The sequence below is a fragment of the Okibacterium endophyticum genome (assembly GCF_054780075.1).
On the sequence record NZ_BAAGXA010000004.1, the window covers coordinates 142,418 to 168,166 of the forward strand.

A 25,749-nucleotide genomic window follows, 5' to 3' on the forward strand; every position below is an offset into this window, starting at 1 on the left:
CACCATGCGATACCTCATCACCGGCGCCTCGGGCATGCTGGGCACCGACCTGCAGGCAGAACTCGCCGCCCGCGACGTGACGGCGCTCAGCCGAGCCGACCTTGATGTCACCGACCTCAACGCCGTTCGCGCAGCCGTCACCGGCCACGATGTGGTGATCAACGCCGCTGCATACACAAAGGTCGACGATGCCGAGAGCAACGAAGACGCCGCCTATGCGGTCAACGCCATCGGAGTGAGAACACTCGCCGTCGCCGCGAGAGAAGCGGGCGCGAAGCTCATCACCATCTCAACCGACTACGTCTTCAACGGGTCGGCCACCGAGCCCTACGCCGAAGACACCCCGCACGATCCCATCTCTGCCTATGGCCGCACCAAAGCCGAGGGCGAGAAGCTGGCGCAGGCCGAGCATCCTGACGGCACCTACATCGTCCGCACCGCCTGGCTCTATGGTCAGCACGGGCCAAACTTCGCCGCCACCATGGTGCGGCTCGCCGGCAGCCACCCCACAGTGAGCGTCGTGAACGACCAGGTCGGACAACCCACCTGGACGGCAGACCTCGCGAGGCAGATCGTGCTGCTCGCCGACTCCGAGGCGCCCGCCGGCGTCTATCACGGCACCAGCGCCGGAAAGTGCAGCTGGTTCGACTTCACCAAGGCGATCTACGAAGAGGTCGGGATCGACCCGAGCAGAGTGCTGCCCACCGACAGCACGTCTTTCACCCGCCCGGCGCCTCGTCCGGCGTATTCGGTGCTCGGCCACGACGCATGGGCCGCAGCGGGTCTTCCCGAGATCAGGCACTGGCGCGACGCCCTCACGGCAGCTGTGGCGGCGGGCGCTGTGCCGCGCCCTGCATCCGCCGAGACGCCGAAGGCATCCGAATGACCACCAGGCTTCGTGTGGTGGTCGACCAGATGATCGGCCCGATTCCTACGGGCATCGGGCGTTACACGCATGAACTCACCCGGGAGCTCGTCAACACCGCTCCCCCCGGCTGCGTGGTCGAGGGAATCGTGTCTGCCCTGCCACCCGAGAAGATCGAGGCTCTCGAGCTGCAGCTGCCGGGCCTCGCCAAACTGCACAAGGCCGCACTCCCCCGCCGCGAACTGATGGCCACGTGGCAGCTGGGCATCGCGCCCGGCTTTTCGAACGGGCTCGTGCACGCCCCCGGCCTTATGGCTCCGCTCGTCAAGCACAACCGCGACTACGACGCCACGCAGATCGTGGTCACCGTGCACGACACCCTCGCCTGGACCCACCCGAAGTCGCTCACCCCGGCGCGGGTCGCCTGGACGAAGGCGATGGTCAAGCGTGCCCGAAAGCACGCGGATGCCGTCGTCGTTCCGTCGCACGCGGTGGCAGAGCGTCTTGCCGAGATCGTCGACCTCGACGACAGGGTGCGCATCATCGGCGGGGCCGCCGGGGCGAACCTCGAGGTTCCCTCAGACGCCGACCGCCGCGCCGCGAAGCTCGGTCTGCCAGACGAATACATCCTCGTCGTCGGCACGCTTGACCCCCGACGGGGGCTGACAGACCTCATCACCGCGCTCGGGCTGCCGGGCGCCCCCGACCTGCCGCTCCTCATTCTCGGCCCTGACACCTGGGGCGACATCACCGTCGCCGAGGCCGCCGATGAGGCGGGTCTCAGCGACGGACGGGTGAGGGCGCTCGGATTCGTCTCGGAGTCCGACCTGGCCGTTGTGCTCAGCCGGGCGACGGTGTTCGTGCACCCGAGCACGCACGAGGGCTTCGGACTGCCGATCCTCGAGGCGTTCCGTTTCGGGATTCCGGTGATCCATTCAGACGACCAGGCGCTCGTCGAGGTTGCCGGCGGAGCGGGGCTCGTCGTCGAGCACAGCGGCAAAGGGTACCCCGAGCGGCTCTCGGCCGCACTGGCGAACGTGCTCGGCGACAGCGAGCTGCGCTCGAGGTTGAGTGTGCTCGCCACCGACCGCGAACGCGCGTTCAGCTGGAGAGATTCAGCTGAACGTGTCTGGCAGTTGCACGCCGACCTCTAGCCCGGGCTGCCGAGAGGGTCGGGCCCGAACGTGCTCCCCGCTGAAGACGAGCTCATCTGCGAGTTCGGTCTCGGGCGGGATGTCATCGGGGAAGCACCTCAGCTTCTGGTCGACGAGGCGAGGCTCAAACGCAAACCCCTCAGCGAGATCGCCGACGAGCTGGGTCGTGACCCCGCTCACTGGCCGCCCGTCGGCTCGCGCTCACTGCGACGGCACACGAGCTGCCTTCAGGCGATCTCGACGATCACCTTCCCGCGGGCCCGCCCTTCACCGACGTGGGTCAGCGCGTGAGGCACATCGTCGAGCCGGAACGTGCGATCGATGTGAATGTCCACCTCACCGGTGACGCATCGTTCGGCAAGCGGTTCGAAGTGGGCGGGGCCCTGCCGCACAACGAGGACCCCGAGCCTGCGGCCGGTGAGACCGCCGAGCAGAGAACCCATCGTCGCGACCCGCAGAAGCGTCGGAACGGACCCGCCGACACATGAGTACCTGCCGCCGGGGAGCAGCGCCCTCCGATAGGCGAACACCGAGCGGTGGGCGACGAGGTCGAGCACAAGGTCATACTGTCCGACCCGCGTGAAATCCCGGCTGCGATAGTCGATCACCTCATCGGCGCCCAGCGACAGCATGAACTCGAGCTTGCCCTCGTTGTCCACACCGGTCACGTGCGCCCCGGCATTCTTGGCGAGCTGGATTGCGAACGATCCGGAGCCTCCGCCTGAGCCGTTGATCAGCATCCGGCGCCCCGTGCTCACACGGGATGTGCCCTGCAGTGCGATAGCACCCGCTTGAGGAAGCGCCGATGCCTCGGCGAACGTCAGTCCCCGCGGCTTGCGGGCGAGCGCTGACTCGGGAGCGACCGCGTATTCTGCAAAACCGCCCTTCAGGTCGAGGTTGTCACCGTAGACCTCGTCTCCGGCACGGAACCGGGTGACACCAGCACCAACGGCTTCGACCCGGCCGGCGATGTCGGAGCCGAGCACCCGGCGAGCCGGGGAACGCAGCCCGCCGACCCGCGCATACAGCGGGCTTCCCCGCAGACATTCCCAGTCCGAGAGGTTCACCGAGGTGGCAGCGATTTCGACGAGCACCTGGTTCGCCGCCGGCGAGGGCACAGGAACCCGCTCGAGGCGCAACACATCGGGCGAACCGTATCGGTCGTAGACGACCGCCCTCATGAATCGAGACACATCGCACAGCCTAGCGACGAGCCGACCGACACACGGGGAACATCAGCGATCTTCTCGAACGGATCCCGCGACCCACGCGGGCAGACGCGCATAAGCTCGTGCCGAGCGCCATCACGTCTTCTACACCAGATCCGTTACAGCATCAGCGGTCGGGCTCCAGGTCACCCCGGAGCGGCCCCGATACCCCGATATCCCGATACCTCGAAAGGCAGATTTCCCGATGAAACAGAACGTGCACTTCGTCACCCTCGCGACGGCCGACCTCGACGCGACACGTGCTTTCTACGGTGTGCTCGGCTGGAAGCCGCTCGCAGACGTCGAAGGCGAGATCATCTTCTACCAGACCGCTCCTGGCCTCGTCCTCGGGTTCTTCGACGCCGACAAGTTCAATCAGGACCTGGAGACAGACACCGATCGATCCCAGGTCTCTGGCGTCACTCTCTCGCACAACGTCGACAGCCCCGGCGACGTCCGCTCCCTCGTCGACGCCATGGCCACAGCGGGCGGCACGGTGCTGAAGCCTCCCCAGAGCGGACAGTTCGGCGGCATCTTCCACGCCCACGTCCGCGATCCCAACGGCGTCATCTGGGAGATCGCGCACAACCCGGGCTGGCATATCGATTCCCGGGGTGATGTCTCTTTCGGATGACCCCGCCAGAGGCGATCTGAAGGCGTCGCATCCCCGATACACGCTTTCCGGGGTCGCCGAGCAAACCGATCCCGAGCATCAACGGGGCGGCGAGCGCTGGAGTGCCGTCAGCGGCCCGGCTCACCGTGCGGCTGTACCGCCCTCAGTCCGCGCGGCCGAGCAGGAAGACCGGATGCCGGGGCGCGATCGCCTCGAAAGCCGCGAGGTCGTCGTCCGGCCCTGCCCCGACGTGCGGACGCACGATGGGCACCTGCTGCACGTAACGCTTCAAAATGGGCGCGGCATCCGTCGTGTTGAGCTCCTCGACGGCGACGCGCTCGTCGAGTCGGCCTCGCCGCAGGGTCGCGGTGCCGGCGGCACGCAGATTCTGCACCCATGCCACAGGACCGTATGGGGCGACGAGGTAGCGGTTCCCGCCGACAGAGATCGGCGTCACCGGAACAGTGCGCGGCTCGCCACTGACACGGCCCACGACGGTGAGCGAGGCGATCCCCCCTGGCGCGAGCCCGCGCCGCGCGAGCGCCGCCATGGTCCTGTCGATCCCACGGCGGAACCGCGTCAAACGATATGTGCCGACCATACGGACAGCCTATGGCCCGATCGCTCCGTGCCGGCGCTCCCATCGCTTCCCACCGATCATTCGTCCCGGGGGATGCTAGATTGGGTGCATGGACAATCGTTGGTATGCGTATTTCACGTTGGCTCTGGGAGAGCCGACGGCCTGATACGCCGACCGATACTTCCAGAGCCAGCAGGCAGGGGCACCGCCCTTGCCTTTCGTCTTTAACAGGCGGGTTGGTTCAGGACCGATCCGCCGAGAACGGATCAGAATGAGTTCCACAAACGATCTGCGGGTGACCTCCTTCGACGCGTTGCCCTCACCTGCCGAGCTTCGACGCGAGTTACCGCTCACCGCCGCCCATCAAGACCTCGTGTCAACGAGCCGCTCCGCCACCGAGGCCATCCTCCGAGGTGACGACGGCCGCCTGCTCGTCGTCGTCGGGCCGTGCTCCGTACACGACCCGGTCGCAGCGCTCGAATACGCTCGGCGGCTGGCGCCGATCGCCCGCCGATACAGCGACCGACTGCTGATCGTTATGCGGGTGTACTTCGAGAAGCCGCGTTCGACAGGCGGCTGGAAAGGCCTCATCAACGACCCGTTCCTCGATGGCAGCCACCGTGTGGCCGACGGACTCCGGATCGCTCGGAAGCTCCTGCTCGACATCCTGGACCTGGGCCTTCCCGTCGGCTGCGAGTTCCTCGAGCCGACGAGTCCCCAGTACATCGCCGACGCCGTGAGCTGGGGTGCGATCGGAGCACGCACAACCGAAAGTCAGATCCACCGGCAGCTCGCCTCGGGGCTCTCGATGCCCGTCGGCTTCAAGAACGCGACAGACGGCGATGTGCAGGTGGCCGTCGACGGATGCACAGTGGCCAGCCAGTCGCACGTCTTCTTCGGGGTCGACGACAACGGCGCAGCATCCGTTGTGACCACCACAGGCAACACCGCCGCACACGTCATCCTGCGCGGCGGACGCGGCGGGCCCAACTACGCGACCCCCGATCTCGCCGCCGCATCGCTGCTTCTCGCCACCACCGGCCGCCCCGCTCGACTCGTGGTCGACGCGAGTCACGCGAACAGCGGCAAGGACCACGTTCGCCAAGCGGCTGTCGTACGCGAGCTGGCCGGTCAGATCGCCGCCGGCGAGCCGATAGCTGGTCTGATGCTGGAGAGTTTCCTCGTCGAAGGCGCGCAGAAGCTCGACGGACGCCCGGTCGATCAACTCACCTTCGGCCAGAGCGTCACGGATGCCTGCCTCGGCTGGGAGACCACGGAGGAGTTGCTGCTCGAACTGGCGGAAACGCTGGCGGCGCGCTCGCACCACGGGAACGAGGAGCTCGCGGCCGCCGTCTAGCGCCACGTTGTGGTCGGTCGATCACTCGATCCTCAGCACCGTCGAGCGCCAGCGCTTGCCGAGCTCGTTGGCGAGCCGGTCGCCCGGGCTTCCGAGGGGATCGTCGGTGATCATATAGGTCCAGGTCGCCGACGGCCGTCGAAGCCCGAGATCTTCGAGATCCCGCCCGATGTCCTCTGGGCGAAGAGTCTCGACGAAATCAGCGGCATCCCGGTAGACGCCATCGAAGAACCCGTGGAACTCACGCAATGCTATGCGGTGGAACTCTTCAAGAGGCCGCTCACCGGCGAGTGCGCGGAGGTGGATGCCGTCACGGATCTCCTGCAGCAGAGCAAGATGGTCTACCCAGCGCTCGTCGAGATGATGGAGGGCGACGGCCCGCACGGCGTCGGCCACGACGGCCGCACCTCGTTCCCGTTCGAGCAGACGGAGATGATCCGGCAGCCTGTCTCGAATGGTCGTCGCCGCGAGATCCGCGTCGGCGATCTCACGGCGTTCCCTGAGAACGGCCGCTCGCTGCGCAGCGATCGCCCGATTGTAGCCCCACGTCGCGCGATGCCGGTCGAGCCGCATTCCCTCGGCGATGGCCTGCGATCTGTCCAGGATGTAACGCCGTCGACCCACCGCGAGTCTCTCGCCCGCCCGTGCGATCTCGGTGAGCAAGTGTGTCGGTGCGTTCGCCTGCACGAGTTCATCGCCAAGACTCGCAAAAACAATACTGGTTCCCGGGTCGCCCTGCCGTCCGGCACGGCCGCGTAGCTGCGCGTCGAGCCGACGAGACGGATAGCGGCCTGCCGCGATGACCGCCAGACCTCCGGTGGCGAGAACGCGATCACGGTCCCGTTCGTCTACTCCACCGAGTCGGATGTCTGTGCCACGGCCTGACATCTGCGTCGAGATCGTCACGGCACCGTATTCGCCCGCGCCGGCGATGATCGCTGCCTCGTCCGCGTCGTTCTTCGCGTTCAGCACACGCGCCCGGATCCCCATCTCAGCGAGTCTGGCGGCAAGGTGCTCGGACTCGGCGACGCTCTGCGTTCCCACCAGGGCGGGCTGACCGGCCCGATGCCGGCTCACGACCTCGTCAACGATCGCCGGGAGCTTCTCCGCCTCGTCGATGAGCACACGATCGGGTTCGTCGACACGCCGGTTCGGCTTGTGCCGGTCGACTCGACCGGCGGGGAGCCCGTAGAACTCGGCGAGATCTTCTGCGACGGCGAGGACAGTGCCGCTCATGCCCGAGAGCGTTCGGTATCCGAGCAGCAGGTCCTGGATCGTGATCGAGTCGAGGAGCACCCCCGCCGCGCTCGCCGCCAGACGTTCCTTCGACTCGATGGCGGCGTGCAAGCCGTCTGGCCATCGTTGACGATGAGCGACGCGGCCGCGACCCGTGTTGATGAGCTTGATCGCTTCGCCCTCCACGAGGTAGTCCACGTCACGCCGCACAAGCACACGAGCGTGCAGGGCCAGGTTTATCCGCGTCAGCAGATCTGTGTTCTCGGCGTCGTACAGGTTGATCCCGCCCAGCCGAAGCTCGATGCTGTCGAGCCCGAGGTCGGTGAGCACGACTGTCGTCCGCTCCGCGTCGACGACGAAGTCGATCCCGTCGCGCAGATGCTCGATAAGCGTTGTGGCCTCGCCGAGGTCATCGGCGTCGCCCTCGTCCGACGTCCCCGCGAGCACAAGCGGGAGCATCGCCTCGTCGACCATCACCGCATCGGCCTCATCCACGATCGCGACATCGAACACCGGCGCGACCCGCTCGTCCGAAGCGACGACGAAGCGGTCACGAAGCACGTCGAACCCGACCTCGCTCACCGGGACGTAGACCACATCGCATTCATATGTCCGCTGTCGATCCTTCCGCGACGTGTGCTGACCGACCCATCCGATGCTTACGCCGAGCGCCTCAAAGAACGGTCTCATCCACTCCGCGTCACGCTGAGCGAGGTAGTCGTTGACCGAGATCACGTGCACCCGACGGCCGGCTCTCGCGTGCCCGGCCGCGGCGAGCGCACCGACGAGCGTTTTTCCTTCACCCGTGTCCATCTCGACCGCGTGGCCCGACAGCAACGCACAGCAGGCGACGAGCTGCTCGTCAAAAGCCCGCATCCCGACCGTGCGCCGTGCCGCCTCACGCGCCACGGCGAGGAACCGCTCCGTCGCCGTCCGCTGAAGAACGCTGCGGGCCGACGCGGCCGGCGCAGCGGCCTCCGTGGCAAAGACGGCATCGCTCCACGTGCGGATCTCACTCTCGAGCGCGCCAGCGCGGCGCACCAGAGCGTCGAAACGAGCGAACGACACGGACCCGGGCAGACCGAGCATCCGCGACAGCCACGCAAACGTCATCCCGGCGCACCGGTGCCCGTGGACCCTGAACGCACACCACGGCGATCCTCGACGAGTGATCGTCCGGCATGCGCTGAGTTCACGATCCAACTCTAAGAAACCAAGAGCCTGACACGCGTCCCCCACGAGACGGATCCCGAAGAGCCCTGGCCGCACACCCGCTCACACCTTGTGCTGCTTTCCGTCGACACGGGACACACATGGCCGCCGCCAACGGGACGCCCCTCCGATCGACGTGACCGGCAATCGAAGCGACCGCCGTCAGGTCACGATGCGCCGTCACTCGGTCGGAGCGAACCAGAGCAAGCTCGCAGCAGTGGCGATCACGACGTGGCGTCGAGCGGCCATACCTCGACGACACCGTGAGCTACCGCGCACGGCGTTTCGGCGACGAGTTGTGCGGCTTCTTCGATGTCGGCGGCTTCGATCACGGCGAACCCTGCGACGGGCAGGTCGCACCGCATGAAGGGGCCATCTGTGGTGTGTGCCGCTGCCCCCGGGGTTGCGGACCTGGACCGGCGCACCGGCGATCCCCATCACCGCGCCCATGGCCCTGAGACGCTCGTCGTGGGCGTGTGCTGCCTCCCGCACCGAAGCGTCTGTCCGTTCGTAGCCGGCACTGTCCCCGTAGCCGATCGTGATGAATGTCGGCATGTCACTGCCTCCTGTCCTCAATTCCTGGCATGTGTGGATTCCTGCCGCGCAGGTCGATGGGATAGTCGGGAAGGTATGAGCGATTTGCTGCTCGGAATGAGCATATGCCGGCCGAGCGAAGATGTGAAGAACGTGCGCCCCCTCGGCCCCGCCGCGCTGCGCGGAGAAAGGAGCACGCCGAGGTTGCTCCGCTTCTGCCATCGGCATAGGCGCGCCTCCGATGCTCGTATGCGGCGAATGAGGCGTGGTCGTCACCGACACCCCCGTCAGAGGACGCGCGTCACGAGGCGGCTGCGCGACGGACCACGCGAGGCGAGGGCATCGGCGATGGCGATGATGGAATCCCGCATCGCCACCGCGGCACGCGTGAGCGTCACATCGGCGCGGTGGGCCAGGCTGACTGTGCGGTTCAGCCTCGGCTCGGCGAGGCGAACGGCCCGGAGCTCGGGTCGGTCGAGCGGAACCATCGCCGGCACGACGGCGACGCCGAGGCCGCGTTCCACGAACCGCAGCACGGCATCCATCTCCGCTCCTTCCAGAACGACGGACGGGGTCACCCCGGCCTTCTCGAACGCCGCCTCGGTCGCCGCGCGCAGATCGTAGCTCTCGTGGAACACGATCTGCGGCAGCCGTGCCAGCTGCGGGAGGGTGATGCTTCGCCGCGACGTCAGGAGCGGATGGGCCGACGAGCAGACGACCACGAGCTCCTCCGTGAGGAGAGCGGTGCGGGTGAGGCGCGCGGCGGACGACGCCCCTCCCGCCGACGACGTGAGCAGCGCGAGATCCAGGGCGCCTTCGGCCAGCTCGGAGATCAGCCCGCGAGAACCGCGCTCGGTGAGATGGATCTCGATGCCGGGATGAGCACTGTGGAAGGCATCCACCACCTCGGTCACCAGGCTCATGCACAGGCTCGGTGTCGCACCGAGCCGCACCCTTCCCTTGCGCAGACCCGCGAGCCCGGCCATCTCGCGGCGAACCGTCTCTGCGTCCGCGAGCATGCGCTTGGCGAGCGGCAGCAACGCCTCACCGGCTGCCGTCAGGGAGATATGGCCCCGCGCCCGATGGAAGAGCTCTGAACCGAGATCCCGCTCCAGCGCGGCGATCTGCCGGCTGAGCGAGGGCTGGGCGAGATGCAACGATACGGCGGCGTGCGTGAAATGCCCGTGGTGGGCGATCTCCACAAAGCCTCGCAGTTGTTCGAGATTCACGTCGATAGCATACTCGCATCGACTCGACGAGAATAATGCATTGGAGTAATGGCTCTCGGCTTCCTAACGTGGGATGCATGAACGGATCGAAAGCAATCGAGCACCAGCTGTCCACCACCGTCCTCGTGATCGGAACAGGCGGGTCGGGGCTGCGCGCAGCCATCGAGGTCGCCGAACAGGGTGTCGACGTGCTCGCCGTCGGCAAACGCCCGCGCCACGACGCCCACACCTCTCTGGCCGCCGGCGGGATCAATGCGGCGCTCGGCACGATGGACGCCGACGACAGCTGGCAGCAACATGCCGCCGACACGATCAAAGAGAGCTACTTCCTCGCGAACCCGCACACGGTCGAGATCGTGACGCAGGGCGCCGAGCAGGGCATCCGCGACCTGGAGCGCTATGGGATGGCCTTCGCCCGCGAGCAGGACGGCCGCATCTCGCAGCGCTTCTTCGGCGCACACACCTACCGCCGCACCGCCTTCGCCGGCGACTACACGGGGCTCGAGATCCAGCGGGCGCTCGTGAATCGCACCGAGCAGCTCGACATCCCGATCCTCGACACCGTCTACATCACCCGGATCCTCGTGCAGGGCAACACGGTCTTCGGCGCATACGGGTTCGACGTGCTCGACGGCACCCGGCACCTCATCCACGCCGACGCCGTGATCCTCGCCGCCGGCGGCCACAATCGGATCTGGCGTCGCACCTCCTCTCGTCGCGACGAGAACACCGGTGACTCGTTTCGCCTCGCCGTCGACGCCGGTGCGCGCCTGCGTGACCCTGAGCTCGTCCAGTTCCATCCCTCGGGAATCATCGAGCCCGAGAACGCGGCCGGAACGCTCATCTCAGAGGCCGCGCGCGGCGAGGGCGGCATTCTCCGGAACGCTCTCGGCGAGCGGTTCATGGAGCGCTACGACCGGGAGCGTATGGAGCTCTCCACACGTGATCGGGTGGCGCTGGCCGCATACACAGAGATCAAAGAGGGTCGCGGCACAGAGAACGGCGGTGTCTGGCTCGATGTGTCTCACCTGCCTCGCGAGACGATCATGTCGCGGCTGCCTCGTGTGTACCAGACGATGATGGAGCTCCAGATGCTCGACATCACAACCGATCCGATCGAGATCGCCCCCACCGCGCACTACTCCATGGGCGGGGTCTGGGTGCGGCCAGAAGACCACGGCACCGACGTCGACGGCCTCTACGCGATCGGCGAGGCGTCCAGCGGCCTGCACGGCGCCAATCGCCTCGGCGGCAACTCGCTGATCGAGCTCCTCGTCTTCGGACGCATCGTCGGGCAGGCGGCGGTCGCCCACTCCGCCGGTCTCGACGCCCAACGGCGATCCGCGGATGCCGTCGCGCAGGCGCGAGCGGAGATCAACGACCTCCTCTCCGCCGATGGAACGGAGAACGTCCGCGCCCTTCAACGCGCGATCCGCGACACCATGACCGAGCACGCCGGCGTCGTGCGAGACGAGGCGGGCCTGACCGCCGGCCTCGCCGAGCTCGACGCGATCGAGACCCGCATGACAGACGTCGGCATCCACCCAGACATCGCCGGTTTTCAGGATCTCGCCCATGCGTTCGACCTGAAGGCCTCGGCGCTCGCCGCCCGCGCGACGCTCGCGACCGCGCTGGAGCGCCGAGAGACCCGCGGGTGCCACAACCGAAGCGATTTCCCGGACATCGACCCCGCCCTCCGCGTTAATCTCGTCTGGTCCCCCACCACCGGCGTCGTCCGCGAGGACATCCCGCCGGTGCCCGCTGAGATCGCCGACCTGATCCGCGAGGTCGACACCGAGGGCAAGCTCGTGGAGTAGGGATCGGGGTGCGGAATGCGACCACGACGGCCGGGGCGGGCTCGACCCGCGATCAGTCGAGGCTGCGCCTCTGCGGATAGACGGTCTCGCCCCTGGCGAGCATCATCACAAACCGCTCGATGTTGCGGGCGCGGGTCTCCGGCCGTTTGGCACCGTCGATCCGGAACAGAATCGCGAAGCGGTTCTGGCTCGTGAGAATCTCGAACATCCGTTGCGCTCGTGGCTCTGCAGCGAGCGCGGCGGCGAGATCGTCGGGAACCTCGATCGTCGCCGGACCGGCGTATGCGGCGTCCCAACGGCCGTCCGCCTTCGCGAGCTCGACCTCGACCAGCCCGGCCTCACGCATCCTGCCTTCTTTCTGCAGACGCTCGATGTGCCCCACATTGCGCTGCGACCACCGGCCCCTCGGCCGGCGCGGGCTGAACCGCTGCAGCGATGTCGCGGCGTCGCGACTGCGTTTCTGCCCGTCGATCCACCCCTGGCACAGAGCTTCGTCCAGTGCCTGCGCGTAGGTGAGCGACGTGGGCTGAGTTGTGCCCTTCTTCGCAAGCACCACCCACACACCCGTTGACGTCGCGTGATGCTGGTCCAACCAGTCGCGCCAGGCTTCGGCGTCATCGACAATCAGCTCGTCTGGTTCGTCTGGCATAGTTCCCCATCCTGTCGTGATCGGCTAGGCGGCGTCCAGTGCCCTTCGCGGCGTTTGTGCCGGCTCAGACCCGCCGAGCATACCGGGGAATGAGCCTCCTGAAACGCCCGCAAGGTCGTGGCGCCGGCGGCCAGCGGGTTCCCAGCGAGCGGCTGGGTAGGATGTTCGGGTGTCAAGACTTCTTGTAACCGGCGGCGCCGGATTCATCGGCTCGAACTTCGTTCACTATGTGCTCGACAACACCGATCACTCCGTGACGGTGCTCGACAAGCTCACGTATGCAGGCAACCTCGCCTCGCTCGACGGTCTGCCACAAGACCGCTTCGCTTTTGTCGAGGGCGATATCGCAGACGCAACGCTGGTCGACGGCCTCGTCGCCGACCACGATGCGGTTGTGCACTACGCGGCCGAGAGCCACAACGACAACTCGCTCGACGACCCTCGGCCGTTCCTCGACACCAACATCATCGGCACCTACACACTGCTCGAGGCGGCGCGCAAGCACGGAACCCGCTTTCACCACATCTCGACAGACGAGGTCTATGGCGACCTCGACCTCGACGATCCGAACAAGTTCACCGAGCAGACGCCATACAACCCGTCGAGTCCGTATTCGTCGACCAAGGCCGGCAGCGATCTGCTCGTGCGCGCCTGGGTCCGCTCGTTCGGAGTGAAGGCGACGATCTCGAACTGCTCCAACAACTACGGTCCATACCAGCACGTGGAGAAGTTCATCCCCCGTCAGATCACGAACGTGCTGCGCGGCGAGCGCCCCAAGCTCTATGGCACCGGCGAGAACGTGCGCGACTGGATCCACGCGAACGACCATTCCTCTGCGGTGCTCACGATCCTCGACAAAGGCGAGATCGGCGAGACCTACCTCATCGGCGCAGAGGGCGAGAAGAACAACAAAGAGGTCGTCGAGCTCATCCTGACCCAGCTCGGGCAGCCGGCGGATGCCTACGACCACGTCAACGACCGCCCCGGCCACGACCTGCGCTACGCGATCGACTCCACCCGGCTGCGCACCGAGCTCGGGTGGGCGCCGCAGTTCTCGGATTTCGAGTCGGGCCTCGCCGACACCATCGGCTGGTACCGCGACAACGAAGCCTGGTGGGCGCCGCAGAAAGACACCACCGAGGCACGCTACAAGCAGCAGGGCCAGTAGGCATACACATCCGTTCACCGGGGCGTCGCGCACACGCGCGGCGCCCCGTTTGTTTGTGGGCTGCGCGTGGTGCGGGCGACTCCCCCCGCGCGGCGAGTGCGGCGAGTGCGGCGGGTGTGTGAGTGCTCTGAGTGCTCTGAGTGCTCTGAGTGCTCTGAGTGCTCTGAGTGCTCTGAGTGCTCTGAGTGCTCTGAGTGCTGTGGGTGCGGGCGGGACCATGGGTGGCGCATTCCGCGAGCGCCGACGAGGAGAAAGTCACGGCGCGAGGATGAAATCCGCGGATTCGTCCTCGCGCCGTGACTTTTTCCTAGCGCCGGACCCCAGCGCCGCGCCCCACAGCGCCGGACCACAGCGCCGGGCCCACAGCGCCGAGTCCCGGCGCCGGGGCCCAGATCGGCCTGCGGGGCTTGACACGCGATATTCACCGATATATCGTTAACTATCGCTGACAGGATGCGATATACCGCTCCTCTCGAGCGACTCTCGAGTTGTGTGCCGCATCGGGCGGCACCCTCGCCCACAGTCAAGGAGACACCATGAGAAACACTTTCCACCACAGTGAAGACCCTTTCCACACACCGGAGGCCGGGCCTGATATCGCTCGCCGCAGCCACTACGGCCATGGCCCTCGAGGCTTCGGCCGCGGGTTCGACGGCCGGCCTCACGGACCACGCGGCGGGCGAGCCGGCCGCGGCGACGTTCGCTCGGCCATCCTGTCGCTTCTCGCCGAGACCCCATCGAACGGATACGGGCTGATCAAAGCGATTGCAGAGCGCACGAGCGGCGCGTGGAGACCGAGCCCCGGCTCGGTATACCCCACGCTTCAGCAACTCGTCGATGAAGACCTCATCAGCTCGATCGGCGAAGGCCGCAAGACCGAGTTCGTGCTCACAGACGCGGGCACGGCATACGTCGCAGAGCACGAAGACGAACTGCAGCAGGCGTGGGACTCCGCGCCGGGACGCACGCAAGCGGATGCGACGCTCCACGAGAGCGTCGGCAAGCTGATGGGCGTTGTGCACCAGTTCCGCGTCGCCGCCACTGAGGAGCAACGTGCCGCGGCAGCCGAGAAGCTCGACGAGGCCAGGCGTGCGCTCTACTTGATCCTCGCCGAATAACGAATCCGAAAAACTCCCGGGTACGCTGTACCCGGGAGTTTTCGATGAGCGAATCTACGCAGCACTCAGCACAACGCCGCGCCCGGCTATGGATTGCCGGCGGGATCGCTGCCGCGGTCCTCGCCGTGTCTGCGGGAGCGGTCACCACCCTGGTCACGCAGGGCTCCGGAGACACTCCGGAGGCAGGGGCGACGCCGAGCGCCTCGTCCACCGCGCCACCTGCCGAGACACCGGCATCCGAACCGGCGCCAGAACCGACGGCCAGCTCGGTGCCGGCAGACTGCACGGGCGTGTTCGCCGCCGACTACATCGCGATGATGCAGGAGAACAACTATCCCCTGAACGACCCGACCTTCACGCTCGAGGTCGGCACACGCGACGAGGTGCTCGCCGCGCTGATTCCCACTCTGCCCACTCTGCGGTGCACCTGGGGCGGCGCGAGCGAATCCGGTTTGATCACGAACGTCTCGCAGGTGACTCCGGAGCAGAGTCTGACTGTCGAGGCCCGCCTGAACGAGCTCGGCTACCGCTGCTACGCAGAACTCGACGGCCGACGCTGTGTGACCCAGCAGGAGACGAACGAGGACGGCACCGTCAACCGCAGCGGCGAGTCCCACTTCTTGCGAGACGATCTCTGGCTGGCAACCCTGTGGATCAACGCCACTCCTCCCGACTACACACCGAGCATGGTGCGCACGATCTGGGGTGCGTAGCCGGCGCACACACAACGCCGAGTCACGTGTGGTCCGGGATCAACGGCGCCGGTCGACCGGATCGATTCGACCGACCCGAGGACAGGAGTCGATAGACCCGCCGCTTCGCCGGCATTCCTGCATCACGTGACAGAACTGCATCACGTGACAGAACTGCGTAACGTGACATACATGGAATTTCGTTATCTCGGAAACAGCGGACTCAAGATCTCAGAGATCACCTACGGCAACTGGCTCACCCATGGCTCGCAGGTCGAGAACGACGTCGCGGCCCAGTGCGTGCGTGCGGCGCTCGACGCGGGCATCACCACGTTCGACACGGCGGATGTCTACGCCAACACGGCAGCGGAGACCGTGCTCGGCGACGCCCTCAAGAATGAGCGCAGGGAATCGCTCGAGATCTTCACCAAGGTGTACTGGCCGACCGGTCCGAAGGGACACAACGATGTCGGCCTCTCGCGCAAGCACATCCTCGAGTCGATCAACGGATCGCTCACACGACTTCAGACGGACTATGTCGACCTCTACCAGGCGCACCGCTACGACGTCGAGACACCGCTCGAAGAGACGATGCAGGCGTTCGCCGACGTCGTGCGAGCGGGCAAGGCGCTCTACATCGGAGTGTCGGAGTGGAACGCGGAGCAGCTGCGTGCCGGTGCGGAGCTCGCCCGTGACCTCGGCATCCAGCTCATCTCGAACCAGCCACAGTACTCGATGCTCTGGCGTGTGATCGAAGACCGGGTCGTTCCTGCATCGGAAGAGCTCGGCATCTCGCAGATCGTCTGGTCCCCGGTGGCGCAGGGGGTGCTCACCGGCAAGTACAAGCCCGGCGCCGACGCGCCGGAGGGCTCGCGTGCGCGCGACGAGAAGGGCGGGGCGAGCATGGTCAAGCGGTTCCTCAACGACCGGGTGCTCACGGCCGTGCAGCGGCTCGCTCCCATCGCCGAAGAACACGGTCTCACCATGGCGCAGCTCGCCATCGCCTGGGTTCTGCAGAACCCCAACGTCGCATCCGCTCTGATCGGGGCGTCGCGGCCGGAGCAGGTGTCCGACAACGTGCGGGCCAGCGGCGTGACACTCGACGCCGGTGTGATGGCGCGTATCGACGAGGCGATCGGTGACGTCGCGGAACGCGATCCGGCCAAGACCCTTGCGCCCGAGACCCGTCCGGCCTGACAGCGGCCCGCCTGACAGCACCCAGCTGGCAGCGGGACGAACGGCCGGCATCGGGAGAACCCACGAGCGTATATCCCGCTGTCGCGCGGTTATCCCGACCTCAGTTGTGCTCCGTTCAACAGAACTGATGACCGGACCGCACACACGCGTAGAACGGCCGGCGCGATAGGCGCGCCGCTGCGGGCCGTCCCAGCCTCAGCCCGCTCCACACCGCACACACCGGCACTCAGTTCCTTCTCGGCTGCGCCGACCTGACGCCGCTTAGACTGAGTCGTCCGAGAACCCGGGAGGACCCATCGTGCCAACGACCAGTGCTGTCGTGATCGACGTGGTGTTGGCCGTCGTTCTTCTGGTTGCGCTGCTCTACGGCTACAGTCGTGGTCTTCTGCGCATCGCGGGCGGGCTCGTCGGGATGATCGCCGGAGCGATCGCCGCGTTCTTTCTGCTGCCGTTGGTCGCCACCTGGGCTCCCCTCGCCGGGTGGAGGGTGGCCGTATCGATCGGCATCGGCCTGCTGCTGATCACGATCGGGTATTCGATCGGCGTGGCCATCACGAATCTCGTGCGCAGGCCGCTGCACAAAACGCCGCTGCGGGTTGTGGACCGCGTGCTCGGTGCGATCGCCAACACGGTCGTCACCCTCGCCGTTCTCTCCGTCCTCGCGTTCAGCACGGCCTCCCTCGGCATCCCGGCGCTCACGCAGGCCGTCGCCTCGTCGACGATCCTGCGCACTCTCGACACGCTCACCCCGACGCCCGTCGACTCCTTTCTCGCCCAGCTGCGGTCGACGATCCTCAATGACGGTGTTCCGCGTGTGCTCGAGGCCGTGGGCATCCCCGACACCGCCCCTGAGGCTCCGGGAGCCCTCGCAGACAACGCCGCGTTGCGCGCAGCATCCGAATCGGTTGTGCGCATCACCGGAAACGCGCCGGCGTGCGGAACCGGCAGCGTCGGCAGCGGGTTCGTGATCGGCGACGAGCGTGTGCTCACCAACGCGCACGTGCTGGCGGGCGTCACCGAACTCGTGGTCGAGGCCCCGGGCGAGTTTCCGCGCACGGGCGAGATCGTCTATTTCGACCCCGTTGACGACCTCGCCGTCATCGAGGTTCCCGGGCTCGACGAAGCAGCCCTGCCTGCGACGACGACCCTGCCGCCAGAGACGGATGCCGCGTTCCTCGGCTATCCGTATGGCGGCCCGTTCTCGGCGAAGGGCGCGACCGTGCTCTCGAGCGGCCCCACGATCATGGGCGACATCTATGGCCAGAATCCCGCCCCGCGGCAGGTGACCACTCTCGCCGCCGACGTGCAGCACGGAAACTCCGGCGGCCCGCTGCTCACCCTCGACGGCGCGGTGGCTGGCGTGATCTTCGCGAAATCGGATGTCGCGGCGAACGTCGGCTACGCATTGGCCATGGAAGAGGTGCTCCCCGTGATCGCACAGGCCGAGTCGCTCACCGAGCCCGTCGCGTCGGGTGCCTGCGTGTCGTGATCGGTCCCGGGCTGCCGATCCTCGGCACCATTCGGCACAACGAGTGTTCCGGAATGTTACGGCTTCTTTCTCGGCGGGCCTCCCGCTGACGCAGACTGGACAGACAGCCAGAAAGCAGCGCATTCTCTCGACCCAGAAGGTCGCAGATTCGGCGCGCCCCGCACGGGACCGAGAGCTGCATCCAGTGAAAGGAAACACCCGATGTCACCCCAGAAGAAAGCACTGGCCGCCCTGGCCGCCCTGCCGCTTCTCGCCGTTCTCTCGGCATGCGCCGGATCCGCAGACACAGGCGCCTCTGGCGACGCGGCGAGCGAACCGATCAGGATCGGCGTTGTCGGGGCAAGCGACCCGTACTGGGAGACGTACACTCAGGCCGCAGCCGACCAGGGAATCGAGATCGAGATCGTCGACTTCGGCGAGTACACCCAGCCGAACCCGGCCCTCGCCGCCGGCGACATCGACATGAACCAGTTCCAGCACATTCAGTACCTCGCAGAGTTCAACGAAGCATCCGGCGAGGATCTGGTGCCGATCGGCGCGACCGCGATCTATCCCCTCGGCCTCTACTCGACGAAGTACGACTCCGTCGACGACATTCCAGAGGGCGAGACGGTGGCCGTGCCCAACGACGAGAGCAATCAGTCACGCGCTCTGCTCGTTCTGCAGTCGGCCGGCCTGATCGAACTCGCAGACGGCGGCAGTGCCTTCTCGACAGTCGACGACGTCGACGCCGAGGCGTCGAAGGTCGAGGTGACGGCGCTCGAGGCGACGCTGACCGCGACCTCACTGCCGGATGTCGCCGCCGCCGTCATCAACAACGACTTCGTCGCGGATGCCGGCCTCGACCCGGCGGACGCGATCGCCCAGGACGACCCGGAAGACGCGAACGCCCTCCCCTACGTCAACATCTTCGCCGTCCGTGCAGAAGACGCCGAGGACGAGACGTACCAGCAGCTCGTCGAGATCTATCAGAACTCGCAAGAGGTCCTCGACGGGGTCTCAGAGGTGTCGAGCGGCACAGCGGTCTTCGTCGACACACCGGCGGCCGAGCTGATCGAATCCCTCAAGACCGTGCAGCAGGACATCGCCGCACAGGGCTGACGCCGGCCCGTGCACACACCGGTCCGGCGCGCGAAACGCGCGCCGGGCCATCCCCGTTCCCGCACGCAACACGGTGCCGGCACCGCCGGCATCGCCAGCACCCAAGGAGAAACCGTGTCCATCGTCAGCCTCGTCGATGTGAGCAAGACGTACCCGCCACCGCGACCGGGTGATGCGCCGACCGTCGCGATCGACGGTGTCTCGCTCGATATCGAGCCGGGCGACGTCTACGGCATCATCGGTTATTCAGGAGCGGGAAAGAGCACTCTCGTGCGCCTGATCAACGCGCTCGAACGATCGACGTCCGGCAGCATCATCGTCGACGGCACCGACATCGCGCGGCTGTCGGAGAGCAGGCTCAGGCGGGTGCGGCTGGGCATCGGCATGATCTTTCAGCAGTTCAACCTCTTCAGCTCGCGTACGATCCGCGGCAACATCGCCTACCCGCTCGAGGTCGCACGGATGCCGCGGGCCGAGGTGTCGAAGCGGGTGGCCGAACTTCTCGATTTCGTCGGGCTCTCCGACAAGGCGAACGCCTATCCGGAGCAGTTGTCCGGCGGGCAGAAGCAGCGCGTGGGCATCGCACGCGCTCTCGCAACCTCGCCGCGGCTGCTGCTCGCCGACGAGGCGACGAGCGCCCTCGACCCCGAGACCACCCACGAGGTGCTCGCCCTGCTCAAACGCGTCAACCGGGAGCTCGGCATCACGATCGTCGTCATCACCCACGAGATGGACGTCATCCAGACCATCGCCACCAAGGTCGCCGTGATGAACGAGGGCAAGATCATCGAGAGGGGTGACGTCTTCGACGTGTTCTCGAACCCCACGCATCCGGCCTCGCAGCGGTTCGTCTCGACGGTGGTGAAGGGCGTGCCGTCTCAGGCCGAGCTGGCAACACTTCGCGAACGTCACGCCGGCCGGATCGTGACGTTCTCGTTCTCGGACGCAGACGCCTCACAGGCATCCGTTTTTGTGGAGCTGGCCGAGGCGAACGTGGCGTTCGAGCTGGTCTACGGCGGGATCAACGATGTTCAGGGGCGGACGTTCGGTCATCTGACCCTCGCGCTCACCGGTGACCGGCAGGCCGTCGACGCCGTGCTGGCGCGCATCGGCGAGCGCATCGACGTCGTCGAGGCGGCCTGACGTGGACGAGATCATCGCACTGCTGCCCAAGCTCGGCGAGGCCACGTTCGAGACGCTCTACCTCGTTGTGCTCAGCCTGTTCTTCGGCGGGTTCGGCGGACTGGCCATCGGGCTCGGCCTGTACGCGACGAGGCCGGGGAACATCCTCTCGAATCGCGCTGTGTTCACGGTTCTGAACGTGCTCGTGAACATCTTCCGGCCGATTCCGTTCATCATCTTTCTCGCCGCAGTTCAGCCGCTGACGAGACTCGCGATCGGCACGGGAATCGGCAACAACGCCATGGTGTTCGCCATCTCGGTCGGCGCCGCGTTCGGCATCAGCCGCATCGTCGAGCAGAACCTGCTCACGGTCTCGCCCGGTGTGGTCGAGGCAGCGCGCTCCGTCGGGGCGAGCCGGCTGCGGATCATCTTCACCGTTGTCATTCCCGAAGCCCTCGGCCCTCTCATCCTCGGCTTCACGTTTGTGTTCGTCGCGCTCGTCGACATGTCTGCCGTCGCCGGCTATGTCGGCGGCGGCGGGCTCGGCTCGTTCGCGATCCAGTGGGGTTACCGCCAGTTCAACCCGGTCGTCACCTGGGCTGCGGTTGTGATCATCATCGTCCTCGTGCAGATCGTGCAGTTCGCCGGCAACGCGCTGGCGCGCAAGATCCTGCGCCGCTGACGCGCGGGCTCGCTCTCGTGCCCGCCGCCGACGCCGACGCTCTATGTGACCTTTCCGGACGTAGGTGGCCGGTCTTGCGCGCACATGCGTCCGCAAAGGTCACATAGAGTCGGCGGACGATGCCCGTCAGCCCTCGCCGGGCTCGTCCGTCGGCGGGTGAAGGGTCGAGTTGATGAGCTCACGGATGGCAGCGAAGTCCGGATTCTCCGGGTCGATGTCGTTCGCCGGAGTCAGCTCGATGGCGGAGATCGGCAGCTCTTTCGTCTTCATCGCGAGATCGGTGAAATAACCCAGCATGCTCTCGGGGATGTCGGTCTTGACCACCTGTGCTCCAGCCTCGGCGATCACCTGGAACTTCGACAGCACGTTGGCCGGCGTGAACTGCCGCAGGATGGCCTCCTGCAGTTGCCGCTGCCGTTCCATGCGCGCGTAGTCGCTGTCTCCGTGCCGGGAACGGGCATACCACAGAGCATGGTACCCGTCCATGTGCTGCTCCCCGGGTTCGAACCACTCGGCCACGCCGTTGAGGTTCTCGTCGCCGCCGAGCGGAACACGTTCGGTGACGTTGATCGTCACGCCGCCGAGCGCGTCGACGAGGTCGCTGAAGCCCTGCATGTCGATGAGCACGTAGTACTGGATGGTGAGCCCGGTGATGCCTTCGGCGGCGTCTTTCGTCGCTTCGATGCCCGGTGCGCTTCCGCGTGCAGCGGCATCCGGATACCAGTCCGGATGCACCACCTCGGCCTCTGTATACACGGAGTTGAGCTTGCACGCGCTCACATCGCAGCTCTGGTAACCGTCTGGATAGCGCTCATAGAACGGTGAGTCCTCGGCGAACGGCACGTACTCCATGTCGCGGGGAAGCCCGATCATCACCGCCTCACCGGTGTCGGCGTCGATCGAGACCACGGTCAGGCTGTCCGGTCGCAACCCGTCTCTGTCGGGTCCGGCGTCGCCGCCGAGCAGAAGGATGTTGTAGCGCCCGTCCACAGGCGGCTCTGCCGCTGCTCCGCCACCGAAGATGCTCGAGAGAGCGCCGCGCGTGACGCCCGCGTAATAGACGCCGGCTGTCGCGCCGCCGGCGGACACCACGAGAAGCACCACGGTCAGGGCGGCGATCCAGAAGCGAGCACTGGGCGCTGCCTTGACGATGCGCACCAGGCGCAGGGTGTCGACGGTGAGCACCACCCACAGCACGGCATAGGCGATGAGCACGGCCTGTGCGGCGAGCAGCACAAGGGAATTGGTGGCGAGTGTGTAGACGACAGTGGGCCAGACCAGATAGAGCACAACGGTGATCACGGCGAACGCCCACAGCGCGAGAGTCGCTCCGAGCCCAAGACGGGCGAGTCGACGGCTTCCGGCCAGCGACTGCGCCGACCCGGGAATCAGGAAGTTGAGAACAACGAGCCACCAGGCCCGCTTCGTCATCACCTGGGGTGAACGCGGGTCCGGGTGGCGGATCGGGCTGGCCGTGTAGACGCTCATATGCGTGACTTGAGCGCCTCGTTCTTGGCCTCGACCTGTGCGGCGAGGTCACGCTGGTAGTCGGCGAGGGCACCGGCCAGGGCCTCGTCGGTCGCGGCAAGCATCCGCACCGCGAGCAGTCCTGCGTTCTTCGCGCCGCCGATCGAGACGGTGGCGACGGGAATGCCGCCGGGCATCTGCACGATGGACAGCAGTGAGTCCAGTCCGTCGAGCCGCGCGAGCGGCACCGGAACCCCGATGACGGGGAGCGTCGTCACAGACGCCAGCATGCCGGGCAGGTGTGCGGCGCCGCCTGCGCCGGCGATGATCGCCTTCAGGCCCCGCCCCCTGGCATCCGCGCCGTATGTCATCAGCTTCTGCGGGGTGCGGTGGGCGCTGACCACCTCGACCTCGTGGTCGACACCGAAGTCGCTCAGCACCTGACTGGCGTCGCTCATGACCGACCAGTCGGAGTCGCTGCCCATAACAACACCGACGAGCGGGCGCGCAGAATCGTGGAATGGCATGCCCACAATCGTAGAGTTCCGGGCTGAATGTTTGCCCGAGCGGCACGCGGTAACGTTCGCCGGATCCGGTCGGTGCGAAGCAGGCGGCCGCGGCCCTGGCCTCAGAGACCTTCGCGGGTCCAGCTCAGTCAGTCTGCGAAGAAGGCGGCCGCGGCCCTGGCCTCATAGACCACGTCGTCGATGTCGTCGCCGCCGACATTAACGTGGCCGACCTTGCGGCCGGGCCTCGGATCCTTGCCGTAATTGTGGATCTTGGCCATCGGATGCTTGTCGAGAGCCGCCGCGTAGCGGTCGGCGATGGCGCCGGTCGCCGGACCACCGAGAATGTTCACCATCACCGTGATCTCGTCTCGGCACCCCGTCGAACCGAGCGGCAGGTCGAGAACGGCGCGCAGATGCTGTTCGAACTGGCTCGTCGTCGAGCCGTCCTGGGTCCAGTGCCCGGAGTTGTGCGGGCGCATGGCGAGCTCGTTCACCAGAAGCCTGTCGTCCGTCGTCTCGAACAGCTCAACGGCGAAGACACCCGTGACATCGAGCCCGGTCGCGACGTCGACGGCGATCTGCGCGGCCACTGCGCCCACGTTGCCGGCGGACTGCGGCGCAGGCGCGAAGACCTCGGCGCACACACCGTCGCGCTGCACAGTCTCGACCACCGGCCAGACGACGAGGGTGCCGCTCGGCCGGCGTGCGGCGAGCTGCGCGAGCTCACGCCGGAACTCGACGACCCCCTCGGCCAGCAACGCGCCGTCCGCGCCGTTCTCGTCGAGGGTGGCGAACCAGTCCTGTGCCTCATGGGCGGCCTCGACCAGCCGCACGCCCTTGCCGTCGTAACCGCCGCGCGGCGTCTTCAGAACGGCGCGGCCCCCGTTGTCGTCCATAAACCGTTGCAGCTCGCCGACAGTGCGCACGGCGGCCCACGGCGGGACGGGGAGCCCGAGTTCTGTCAGCTTCTCGCGCATCAGCAGTTTGTCTTGGGCATACAACAGTGCGTGGGGGCCGGGGTGCACCCGAACGCCGCGTTCGACGAGCCCCTGCAGCACGTGCTGCGGCACGTGCTCGTGGTCGAACGTCACAACGTCGACGCCCTCGGCGAAGCGCAGCACGGTGTCGAGATCGCGGTAGTCGCCGATGTCGGTCGCGGCGAGCGCTGCAGCCATCCCCTCGGCTTCAGCCAGCACTCGCAACTCGATTCCCAGGTTGACGGCGGGCGGGATCATCATCCGGGCCAGCTGGCCTCCGCCGATCACTCCAACACGAACCACGCGATCATCTCCCTCGTGTCCAGCCGTCGACGCGTGTCGCGCAGACGTTCGCACATGTCACGATCCCCAGTGCCCTCATAGCCCCGGTCGCCTAAACTGCCTGTGCACGTCCATCTTCGCGCATGCCCGGCCCGGGCAGCCAATCCCCACGACTCACCGCCGCCGGAGCATCCATGACACGCAGCCCGCTTGACCGAGGCAGCCGGTTGCGGTCGCTGCTGACGCAACTCGTGCGATTCGGCATCATCGGCGCGGCGGGGCTCGTCGTCGACATCGCCGTGTTCAACGCCCTGCGCCTGACGCTGCTCTCGCCGGAGACCGTTCACGAGGGACCGTTGATCGCGAAGGTGATCTCGACGTCGCTGGCGATCCTCGCGAACTGGCTGGGCAACCGCCACTGGACCTTCGCCGCGCACCGTCAGAAGAACACGGCTCGAGAAGGCGTCGAGTTCGCCGTGGTGAGCGTGGCCGGCATGGGCATCGGGCTCTGCTGTCTCTACCTGTCGCACTATGTGCTCGGCTTCACCTCGGTGCTGGCAGACAACATCTCGGGCAACGTGGTCGGCCTCGCCCTCGGCGCGGTCTTTCGCTTCGCGCTGTATCGCTACTGGGTCTATTCACCGACACGGCAGGCGCACACCCGCGAAGGCGTTGACGCCACAAGGGTCACGGGCAGGCCGGCATACGCCGAGAATCAGACCGGGCCGGTTGAGCCTGTGGCGTGACCGTGTGTGCCGGAGAGGCTCGTCTGGTTGCGTTCGACGAGGGCGTTCAGCGACTCGGCGACGAGCTTCACGCCCGGGATGTCGCGCAGGACGACGGGTTTGTCGACGCCGGTGCTGAGCACAACGTTCCCGCATCCGAACATCGCCTGAAGCCAGCTGCGCTTGACCATCACCTGATAGCCGCGGCTGTGGAAGAGCTCACGGCGTTCGCGCACGAAGAAGCCGGAGCGTGCGATCACCCGCCTGCTGGTGATCGTGTAACGCCGGCTGAGCCAGACGAGGTAGGGCAGCAGCACGAACATCAGGCCGGCCACCACCGCTGAACCGAGCAGAACCCACTGCTGCCAGGCGACGTCGAGCGCGCCGAAGAAGTATGCAGTCGCCCCCGCGAGAGCGATGGCCGCGATCGCCGGCCACACGAGCACACGCCCGTGTGACCTCAACCGGGCGACAACACGCTCCGTCGGAACCACCGAGTGGCCTCCGGCGGCAGAGACGCCGGTCTGCGGCGCGTTCGAGTTGTCTGGCATGCCTCATTCCTATCAGCTGGCCACCCGAACGACCGCCTGACGCCCCGTGCGCACCGGTCTCACGGCGGCCTCCGGCCCCGGGGAGAAGGCAAAAGCGACGGGAAGAGGACGACGTCGCCCGCTCGCGTCCTAGCCTCGTGATTATTTCCTTGTCTCGAGCAGGCGGCCGGGGTGAGGGCGAGCGGATGCGACGGGCAGGTTCTCTGAGGACCCTC

24 protein-coding genes are annotated in these 25,749 nt (G+C 66.8%); 14 read left to right on the plus strand and 10 right to left on the minus strand.

The window, feature by feature from the left end; all coding sequences use genetic code 11:
* Positions 1-4: 4 nt before the first annotated feature.
* Together rfbD and ACYVF5_RS03100 are read left to right on the plus strand one after the other, a co-directional pair.
* Positions 5-886 (plus strand): dTDP-4-dehydrorhamnose reductase, encoded by an 882-nt coding sequence (rfbD, locus tag ACYVF5_RS03095; RefSeq protein ID WP_460943224.1) that lies wholly within the window; start codon positions 5-7, stop codon positions 884-886.
* Positions 883-2,019, plus strand: a complete 1,137-nt coding sequence (locus tag ACYVF5_RS03100) for a glycosyltransferase family 4 protein (protein WP_460943226.1) — start codon at positions 883-885, stop codon at positions 2,017-2,019. The genes rfbD and ACYVF5_RS03100 overlap by 4 nt, the downstream gene beginning before the upstream one ends.
* A gap of 227 nt (positions 2,020-2,246) precedes the next feature.
* Here the strand turns inward: ACYVF5_RS03100 and ACYVF5_RS03105 are convergent, their stop codons facing one another.
* Positions 2,247-3,212, minus strand: a complete 966-nt coding sequence (locus tag ACYVF5_RS03105) for an NAD(P)-dependent alcohol dehydrogenase (RefSeq protein WP_460943228.1) — start codon at positions 3,210-3,212, stop codon at positions 2,247-2,249.
* A gap of 220 nt (positions 3,213-3,432) precedes the next feature.
* Between ACYVF5_RS03105 and ACYVF5_RS03110 the strand changes: the two genes are divergently transcribed.
* On the plus strand, positions 3,433-3,861 hold the full coding sequence (locus ACYVF5_RS03110; RefSeq protein WP_460943230.1) for a VOC family protein: 429 nt from the start codon (positions 3,433-3,435) through the stop codon (positions 3,859-3,861).
* 142 nt (positions 3,862-4,003) lie between these two features.
* Here ACYVF5_RS03110 and ACYVF5_RS03115 read toward each other — a convergent pair whose 3' ends face one another.
* Entirely contained in the window at positions 4,004-4,441 is a 438-nt protein-coding gene (locus ACYVF5_RS03115) for a nitroreductase family deazaflavin-dependent oxidoreductase (RefSeq protein ID WP_460943232.1), read from the minus strand.
* 250 nt (positions 4,442-4,691) lie between these two features.
* Here ACYVF5_RS03115 and ACYVF5_RS03120 point away from each other — a divergent pair, with 250 nt between their 5' ends.
* A complete protein-coding gene (locus tag ACYVF5_RS03120) occupies positions 4,692-5,777 on the plus strand; it encodes a 3-deoxy-7-phosphoheptulonate synthase (RefSeq protein ID WP_460943234.1) in 1,086 nt (361 codons plus the stop codon).
* Positions 5,778-5,798: 21 nt separating this feature from the next.
* Here the strand turns inward: ACYVF5_RS03120 and secA2 are convergent, their stop codons facing one another.
* The 3 genes from secA2 to ACYVF5_RS03135 all read right to left on the minus strand — a co-directional run bounded on the left by secA2 (position 5,799) and on the right by ACYVF5_RS03135 (position 9,988).
* Positions 5,799-8,126 carry an accessory Sec system translocase SecA2 gene (gene secA2 / locus ACYVF5_RS03125; RefSeq protein ID WP_460943236.1) on the minus strand — a complete coding sequence of 776 codons (2,328 nt, stop codon included), beginning with the start codon at positions 8,124-8,126 and terminating at the stop codon, positions 5,799-5,801.
* Between the two features lie 323 nt (positions 8,127-8,449).
* Complete coding sequence (locus ACYVF5_RS03130) at positions 8,450-8,650, minus strand: YciI family protein (RefSeq protein WP_460943238.1); 201 nt, start codon at positions 8,648-8,650, stop codon at positions 8,450-8,452.
* Between the two features lie 396 nt (positions 8,651-9,046).
* Positions 9,047-9,988 carry a LysR family transcriptional regulator gene (locus tag ACYVF5_RS03135; protein ID WP_460943240.1) on the minus strand — a complete coding sequence of 314 codons (942 nt, stop codon included), beginning with the start codon at positions 9,986-9,988 and terminating at the stop codon, positions 9,047-9,049.
* A gap of 77 nt (positions 9,989-10,065) precedes the next feature.
* Between ACYVF5_RS03135 and ACYVF5_RS03140 the strand changes: the two genes are divergently transcribed.
* Positions 10,066-11,805 (plus strand): FAD-binding protein, encoded by a 1,740-nt coding sequence (locus ACYVF5_RS03140; RefSeq protein WP_460943242.1) that lies wholly within the window; start codon positions 10,066-10,068, stop codon positions 11,803-11,805.
* A 52-nt stretch (positions 11,806-11,857) separates the two neighbouring features.
* On the opposite strand, the gene ACYVF5_RS03145 is transcribed toward ACYVF5_RS03140, so the two are convergent.
* Positions 11,858-12,454 (minus strand): YdeI/OmpD-associated family protein, encoded by a 597-nt coding sequence (locus tag ACYVF5_RS03145; RefSeq protein ID WP_460943244.1) that lies wholly within the window; start codon positions 12,452-12,454, stop codon positions 11,858-11,860.
* Positions 12,455-12,623: 169 nt separating this feature from the next.
* On the opposite strand from ACYVF5_RS03145, the gene rfbB reads away from it, so the two are divergent.
* From rfbB to ACYVF5_RS03185, 8 genes are all read left to right on the plus strand, one after another.
* Positions 12,624-13,622, plus strand: a complete 999-nt coding sequence (gene rfbB, locus ACYVF5_RS03150; protein WP_460943246.1) for a dTDP-glucose 4,6-dehydratase — start codon at positions 12,624-12,626, stop codon at positions 13,620-13,622.
* A 536-nt stretch (positions 13,623-14,158) separates the two neighbouring features.
* Positions 14,159-14,740, plus strand: coding sequence for a PadR family transcriptional regulator (locus ACYVF5_RS03155; RefSeq protein WP_460943248.1), 582 nt, complete (start codon positions 14,159-14,161; stop codon positions 14,738-14,740).
* 44 nt (positions 14,741-14,784) lie between these two features.
* Positions 14,785-15,453, plus strand: a complete 669-nt coding sequence (locus tag ACYVF5_RS03160) for a hypothetical protein (protein WP_460943250.1) — start codon at positions 14,785-14,787, stop codon at positions 15,451-15,453.
* Positions 15,454-15,624: 171 nt separating this feature from the next.
* Complete coding sequence (locus tag ACYVF5_RS03165) at positions 15,625-16,629, plus strand: aldo/keto reductase family protein (RefSeq protein ID WP_460943252.1); 1,005 nt, start codon at positions 15,625-15,627, stop codon at positions 16,627-16,629.
* Between the two features lie 298 nt (positions 16,630-16,927).
* Entirely contained in the window at positions 16,928-18,118 is a 1,191-nt protein-coding gene (locus ACYVF5_RS03170) for a MarP family serine protease (protein WP_460943254.1), read from the plus strand.
* A 201-nt stretch (positions 18,119-18,319) separates the two neighbouring features.
* On the plus strand, positions 18,320-19,219 hold the full coding sequence (locus ACYVF5_RS03175) for a MetQ/NlpA family ABC transporter substrate-binding protein (RefSeq protein ID WP_460943256.1): 900 nt from the start codon (positions 18,320-18,322) through the stop codon (positions 19,217-19,219).
* A 114-nt stretch (positions 19,220-19,333) separates the two neighbouring features.
* Positions 19,334-20,362, plus strand: coding sequence for a methionine ABC transporter ATP-binding protein (locus ACYVF5_RS03180; protein ID WP_460943258.1), 1,029 nt, complete (start codon positions 19,334-19,336; stop codon positions 20,360-20,362).
* A gap of 1 nt (position 20,363) precedes the next feature.
* Positions 20,364-21,023, plus strand: a complete 660-nt coding sequence (locus ACYVF5_RS03185) for a methionine ABC transporter permease (protein ID WP_460943260.1) — start codon at positions 20,364-20,366, stop codon at positions 21,021-21,023.
* Between the two features lie 126 nt (positions 21,024-21,149).
* Here the strand turns inward: ACYVF5_RS03185 and ACYVF5_RS03190 are convergent, their stop codons facing one another.
* From ACYVF5_RS03190 to ACYVF5_RS03200, 3 genes are all read right to left on the minus strand, one after another.
* Positions 21,150-22,511 carry an LCP family glycopolymer transferase gene (locus ACYVF5_RS03190; RefSeq protein WP_460943263.1) on the minus strand — a complete coding sequence of 454 codons (1,362 nt, stop codon included), beginning with the start codon at positions 22,509-22,511 and terminating at the stop codon, positions 21,150-21,152.
* The gene (gene purE / locus ACYVF5_RS03195; protein WP_460943265.1) at positions 22,508-23,017 is read right to left on the minus strand and encodes a 5-(carboxyamino)imidazole ribonucleotide mutase; all 510 of its coding nucleotides are present in this window, start codon (positions 23,015-23,017) and stop codon (positions 22,508-22,510) included. The genes ACYVF5_RS03190 and purE overlap by 4 nt, the downstream gene beginning before the upstream one ends.
* A gap of 128 nt (positions 23,018-23,145) precedes the next feature.
* Positions 23,146-24,279, minus strand: coding sequence for a 5-(carboxyamino)imidazole ribonucleotide synthase (locus ACYVF5_RS03200; RefSeq protein ID WP_460943267.1), 1,134 nt, complete (start codon positions 24,277-24,279; stop codon positions 23,146-23,148).
* Positions 24,280-24,452: 173 nt separating this feature from the next.
* Between ACYVF5_RS03200 and ACYVF5_RS03205 the strand changes: the two genes are divergently transcribed.
* On the plus strand, positions 24,453-25,004 hold the full coding sequence (locus ACYVF5_RS03205) for a GtrA family protein (protein WP_460943269.1): 552 nt from the start codon (positions 24,453-24,455) through the stop codon (positions 25,002-25,004).
* Here ACYVF5_RS03205 and ACYVF5_RS03210 read toward each other — a convergent pair.
* Complete coding sequence (locus ACYVF5_RS03210; RefSeq protein WP_460943271.1) at positions 24,974-25,534, minus strand: PH domain-containing protein; 561 nt, start codon at positions 25,532-25,534, stop codon at positions 24,974-24,976. The two genes, ACYVF5_RS03205 and ACYVF5_RS03210, sit on opposite strands and share 31 nt — an antisense overlap.
* Between the last annotated feature and the right edge of the window lie 215 nt (positions 25,535-25,749).

Bases quoted from the DNA above. Each gene is read 5' to 3' on its own strand.
- rfbD (WP_460943224.1), top strand. From the start codon at position 5: ATGCGATACCTCATCACCGGCGCCTCGGGCATGCTGGGCACCGACCTG.
- ACYVF5_RS03100 (WP_460943226.1), top strand. From the start codon at position 883: ATGACCACCAGGCTTCGTGTGGTGGTCGACCAGATGATCGGCCCGATT.
- ACYVF5_RS03110 (WP_460943230.1), top strand. From the start codon at position 3,433: ATGAAACAGAACGTGCACTTCGTCACCCTCGCGACGGCCGACCTCGAC.
- ACYVF5_RS03115 (WP_460943232.1), bottom strand. From the start codon at position 4,441: ATGGTCGGCACATATCGTTTGACGCGGTTCCGCCGTGGGATCGACAGG.
- ACYVF5_RS03120 (WP_460943234.1), top strand. From the start codon at position 4,692: ATGAGTTCCACAAACGATCTGCGGGTGACCTCCTTCGACGCGTTGCCC.
- secA2 (WP_460943236.1), bottom strand. From the start codon at position 8,126: ATGACGTTTGCGTGGCTGTCGCGGATGCTCGGTCTGCCCGGGTCCGTG.
- ACYVF5_RS03140 (WP_460943242.1), top strand. From the start codon at position 10,066: ATGAACGGATCGAAAGCAATCGAGCACCAGCTGTCCACCACCGTCCTC.
- ACYVF5_RS03145 (WP_460943244.1), bottom strand. From the start codon at position 12,454: ATGCCAGACGAACCAGACGAGCTGATTGTCGATGACGCCGAAGCCTGG.
- ACYVF5_RS03155 (WP_460943248.1), top strand. From the start codon at position 14,159: ATGAGAAACACTTTCCACCACAGTGAAGACCCTTTCCACACACCGGAG.
- ACYVF5_RS03160 (WP_460943250.1), top strand. From the start codon at position 14,785: ATGAGCGAATCTACGCAGCACTCAGCACAACGCCGCGCCCGGCTATGG.
- ACYVF5_RS03165 (WP_460943252.1), top strand. From the start codon at position 15,625: ATGGAATTTCGTTATCTCGGAAACAGCGGACTCAAGATCTCAGAGATC.
- ACYVF5_RS03175 (WP_460943256.1), top strand. From the start codon at position 18,320: ATGTCACCCCAGAAGAAAGCACTGGCCGCCCTGGCCGCCCTGCCGCTT.
- ACYVF5_RS03190 (WP_460943263.1), bottom strand. From the start codon at position 22,511: ATGAGCGTCTACACGGCCAGCCCGATCCGCCACCCGGACCCGCGTTCA.
- purE (WP_460943265.1), bottom strand. From the start codon at position 23,017: ATGCCATTCCACGATTCTGCGCGCCCGCTCGTCGGTGTTGTTATGGGC.
- ACYVF5_RS03205 (WP_460943269.1), top strand. From the start codon at position 24,453: ATGACACGCAGCCCGCTTGACCGAGGCAGCCGGTTGCGGTCGCTGCTG.
- ACYVF5_RS03210 (WP_460943271.1), bottom strand. From the start codon at position 25,534: ATGCCAGACAACTCGAACGCGCCGCAGACCGGCGTCTCTGCCGCCGGA.